Origin of the sequence: Mesorhizobium sp. M2A.F.Ca.ET.037.01.1.1 (genome assembly GCF_003998075.1) — a bacterium.
Lineage (GTDB): Bacteria > Pseudomonadota > Alphaproteobacteria > Rhizobiales > Rhizobiaceae > Mesorhizobium.
The window spans coordinates 1-4,019 of the sequence record NZ_RZSA01000628.1; the positions used below are offsets into that span (position 1 = coordinate 1).

The following is a 4,019-nucleotide window of genomic DNA, read 5'->3' on the forward strand; positions in this document are numbered from 1 at the left end:
CCTCATATTCCCAGTGAAGAAGGCCTCCATCATTCCCAAGAGCATGTCAGGCGTATCAGTCGCACGGGGATTGTAGTGTGACGGGCGCGGATAGGCTTCAGGATTCCAATCACAAGTTCCAGCCAACCGGTCCCACTCGCTGGTCACGGTGTCGAGCTTTCAGGCCGGCGCGCTATGACCACTGATGGGAATGCCAGACCGGACAGAAGGAACGGTCTACGGAGGCTATACTCCGCAGGGCGGCCCCTGGCGGACTGGAACAGCGTTATCGTCGGGATTAAGGCTGCTTGGCTCTCGAAGAGCATGTCGATGCGCATCTCTGCTCCCCTATAAGTGTGTTATGTCATTCAAATCAAATGAACCATATCATAAACTGTAAGGCAACTAAAATTTCGCTGCATCAATCGAGTTCGAGTTCCCCCTGCGATTTCTCGAGCCAGGAACGCTGCAAAATGGGTGCGGAGAGTATGGACTAATATCGAAGGCGAGGCTCTCGATGCGCCGCGAGATTGCAGACCAGTTCAACAGCGCAGCCGTATTCGGCCCCTGTGCACGCCAAGTCTGCAAATGCTCAGGAGGTGCGAGCACTGCTGGTCGGCCGCAAGCTGTTGCAGGCCAAGCTGCTCGACGTCGAGCTCAGCATCGCGGAATCCTACGCGGTTACGGGCTCAAGGTTGGCGAGGTGAGCCGGGGGCGTTTCGAGGCGCGCAATCCCGATCTCATCGAAGGCCATGACATGCTTGCGACGGTGATCGGCGCGATGTTGCAGGCCCGGGCCGTATTGTGGAACGAGTTTATCCAGCTGCACCGCGCGATGCTGAAGATCGTCCGTGCCGATCTGTCTGCCAGCGGCTGATGAGCGCGCCTGGTGTCGGGGCAACAGCTTCATAATACCCGCTATCAGTCGGGCGAGACGATTATCCGTTACCGATTCCATCCCCGTTACGGGGAAACGGTTACTGTTGCCGGGCGCAATCGTCGTGGTGACGAGGTCAGTCTGACCATCCGCCAGCCTGACGGCACCCTGGCGCATCTGCCGATCTGGATGACGGAAGATCAAGCGAAGGCGATGATGATGACGGAGCGTCCCCGTCTGCCGCTGGCGTATCTGCACGAATTTCGTCTTGAGCTTGATGCCTGTCTAACCTTGCTGCGTGACGATTCCCGTCACGAAGGAGGAGACAAGCATGAAGCAACGGCAACCCTGTCACCGCCAATTCGATCTCTTCGTGCCCAAGACCCCACCGGTGCCGGTAGCAGCGTCCGAGCGGACGAAGCTATTGCCACTGGTGAGCGCGCTGCTGTCGGAAACACTCAGCGTCCCCGCAGTGACGGAGGCCGGCGATGAAGATCACGTCTGACCACCTGGCGCGCGGCGCCTTCATCTACATTCGGCAATCCACCGTCGATCAGCTTGCCAACAATCATGAGAGCCGGCGGCGTCAATATGGACTTGCCGACCGTGCCCATGCTCTTGGCTGGACGGATGTGACAGTCATCGACGACGACCTTGGCCGCTCGGGGTCGGGCGTCAGTCGTCCGGGCTTCGAGAAGCTGTTGGCAGCGATCTGCGAAGGCCGCGTCGGTGCCGTCTTTGCGATCGAAGTGTCGCGTCTGGCGCGCAATGGACGCGACTGGCACACGCTGATCGAATTTTGCGGACTGGTTGGCACGGTGATTGTCGATGAGGATGGAATCTATGAACCACGCCATCCAAACGATCGGTTGTTGCTGGGCATGAAAGGGACGATGAGCGAACTCGAACTGTCGCTCCTGCGGGCCCGTTCGATGGAAGCCTTGAAGCAGAAGGCACGGCGGGGCGAGCTCTTCTTCACGGTAGCTGGCGGCTATATGAAAATGGGCCGCGACAAGATCGAAATGGATCCAGACCTGCGTGTGCGAGAGGCGATCGGGTTGGTCTTCACCCGCTTTGCCGAAATGCAAAGCATCCGCCAGGTGTTCTTGTCGCTTCGAAGCGACCAGATCGCGCTGCCGTACCTCAACTCCAGGAACTCCGGACAACGGCAGGTGCTGTGGAAGCTTCCGGTCTATGCGACGGTGAGCAATCTTCTCACCAATCCTGTTTATGCCGGCGCTTACGCCTTTGGCCGAACCGGAAGTCGGACGATAATCGAAAACGGCCGCAAGCGAATCGTGCGCGGCCGTCGCAAAGATCGTTCAGATTGGGCTGTCTTGCTCGTTGACCATCACGAAGGCTATTTGTCCTGGGCGGAGTTTGAAAGGAACCAACGGCTGATCGCTGACAATGCCAACGGCAAGGGCATGATGGTGCGCGGGCCGGTGCGCAAGGGGGAGGCTTTGCTCGCGGGCCTGCTGCGCTGCGGCCATTGCGGCCGCCGCCTGCTTGTCAGCTACAACGGCACCAAGGGCGATGTCGGCCGCTATAAGTGTGACGCCACCCGAAGCAACCCTGGCGGTGATCCCTGTATCTCGTTCGGCGCACTGCGCGTCGACGAAGCGGTGGGTGTCGAGATCGTGCGGTTGCTGCAGCCGCTCGGCGTTGAAGCGGCCATCCAAGCGATCACGCAGTGCGAGCACCAGTCTGGCGAAAAACAGCGCCAGATCGAGTTGGCGATCGAACAGGCGCGATATGAGGCAACCAGGGCGCACCGACAGTATGACACGGTCGACCCCGACAATCGTCTGGTAGCTGGCGAACTTGAGCGACGGTGGAATGGCGCCCTCGCGAGCGTACGCGCTCTCGAGGAAGAATTGGAGGCCCTGCTGCGACAGCGGCCGGCAGCTTTGGGCGTCGAGGAGCGCCAGCGTCTATTGCAAATGGGGGCCGATCTGGAGGCTGCCTGGCATCATCCGGCGGCCACTTCCGTCACGCGCAAGCGTATCGTCCGGGTCGTGTTGCGCGAGATCGTGGCACAGGTCGAGGGTGACGAGGTTCATTTGTTGTTGCATTGGCAGGGTGGCGATCACACCAGCCTAACGGTGAGAAAGAACCGGCGGGGTCAGACGCGGTGGTGCGTCGAGCCTGAGACGGTGGAGTTGATCCGCGCCTGCGCACGAATGATGCCTGACAAGGCCATTGCCGGCATGCTCAACCGGATGGGAAAGCGGACAGGTCGATCGAATGGATGGACACAGTCGCGTGTCCGGGGCTTCCGCAATACGCACGACATCGCGGTCTACAGGGATGGCGAATGGGCCGAGCGCGGCGAAGTCACGTTGACTGAAGCCGCCAGCATGCTCAATCTGAGCCCTGCGACGGTCCTTCGCCAGATTCGCGCCGGCATCATCCCTGCCCAGCAATATTGCATGGGCGCACCTTGGGTTATCAAACGAGGAAATATCGAAGATTCGCATCTGATCGAGCGGATCAAGTCGTGCTCCAAGGGGCCGCCATCATCAGATTCGGATCAGAAGACCCTTGTCTTTCAATAGCTTAACGAGATGGGCATTATGACGTGGGACCAGGGGCCCTGGTTGCAGTCACCTTATCGCTCGGCGGTCGACAATCCGGGGCGGTTTGCCAAATCCCGAACCGTCGGGGCGTATTTCGGACTGATGCCCAAGAAATATCAATCCGGCGAGACCGACATCGACGGCGGCATTACCAAGGTCGGCGATGCCACGATGCGCACCGCGCTCTATGAAGCGGCGCATATCATGTTGACGCGCGCCACGCGGTTCTCGTGGGCGCGTTGAACCAGATCGTTTGCGCCTTGCGATTCTTTACGGCGTGACGCTGGTTCGATCTGATCTGCCTGAGCGGATCGCTTAAGCGCCCACAAGTTCATCCGGCGTCGCGCGCCGGAAGCGGCACGCGCTGCAATCGTCGGTCTAACGGGCCGCGGGCTTCCGGCGTCCCTCTGTCATGAGCCGGAGGGCGGATAGCCTTCATAAGGTGGCCACGGGGTCGCGTGGTTCCCGATTTTGATGGTGACCAAGTCTTTCGGTAGGTTGGACACCTGGTTTCCACCAAACCCGTCCATGAAGGGCACCCACCATGATCCTACCTTCCGGATCCACCAGTTAAGGTAGTAATC

At 59.8% G+C, this 4,019-nt stretch carries 2 protein-coding genes and 2 pseudogenes; all 4 read left to right on the forward strand.

Annotation, left to right across the window (positions count from 1 at the left end; all coding sequences use genetic code 11):
- Window positions 1–548 precede the first annotated feature (548 nt).
- Window positions 549–879: pseudogene (locus EOA27_RS41585) on the forward strand (IS110 family transposase); the annotation flags it as partial.
- Window positions 869–1,348, forward strand: a complete 480-nt coding sequence (locus EOA27_RS25715; protein ID WP_127257576.1) for a hypothetical protein — start codon at window positions 869–871, stop codon at window positions 1,346–1,348. The pseudogene EOA27_RS41585 and the gene EOA27_RS25715, both read left to right, overlap by 11 nt.
- Complete coding sequence (locus EOA27_RS25720; RefSeq protein ID WP_127257578.1) at window positions 1,345–3,414, forward strand: recombinase family protein; 2,070 nt, start codon at window positions 1,345–1,347, stop codon at window positions 3,412–3,414. Before EOA27_RS25715 ends, EOA27_RS25720 begins: the two co-directional genes overlap by 4 nt.
- A 23-nt stretch (window positions 3,415–3,437) precedes the next feature.
- Window positions 3,438–3,666, forward strand: a pseudogene (locus tag EOA27_RS25725) (transposase); the annotation flags it as partial.
- Between the last annotated feature and the right edge of the window lie 353 nt (window positions 3,667–4,019).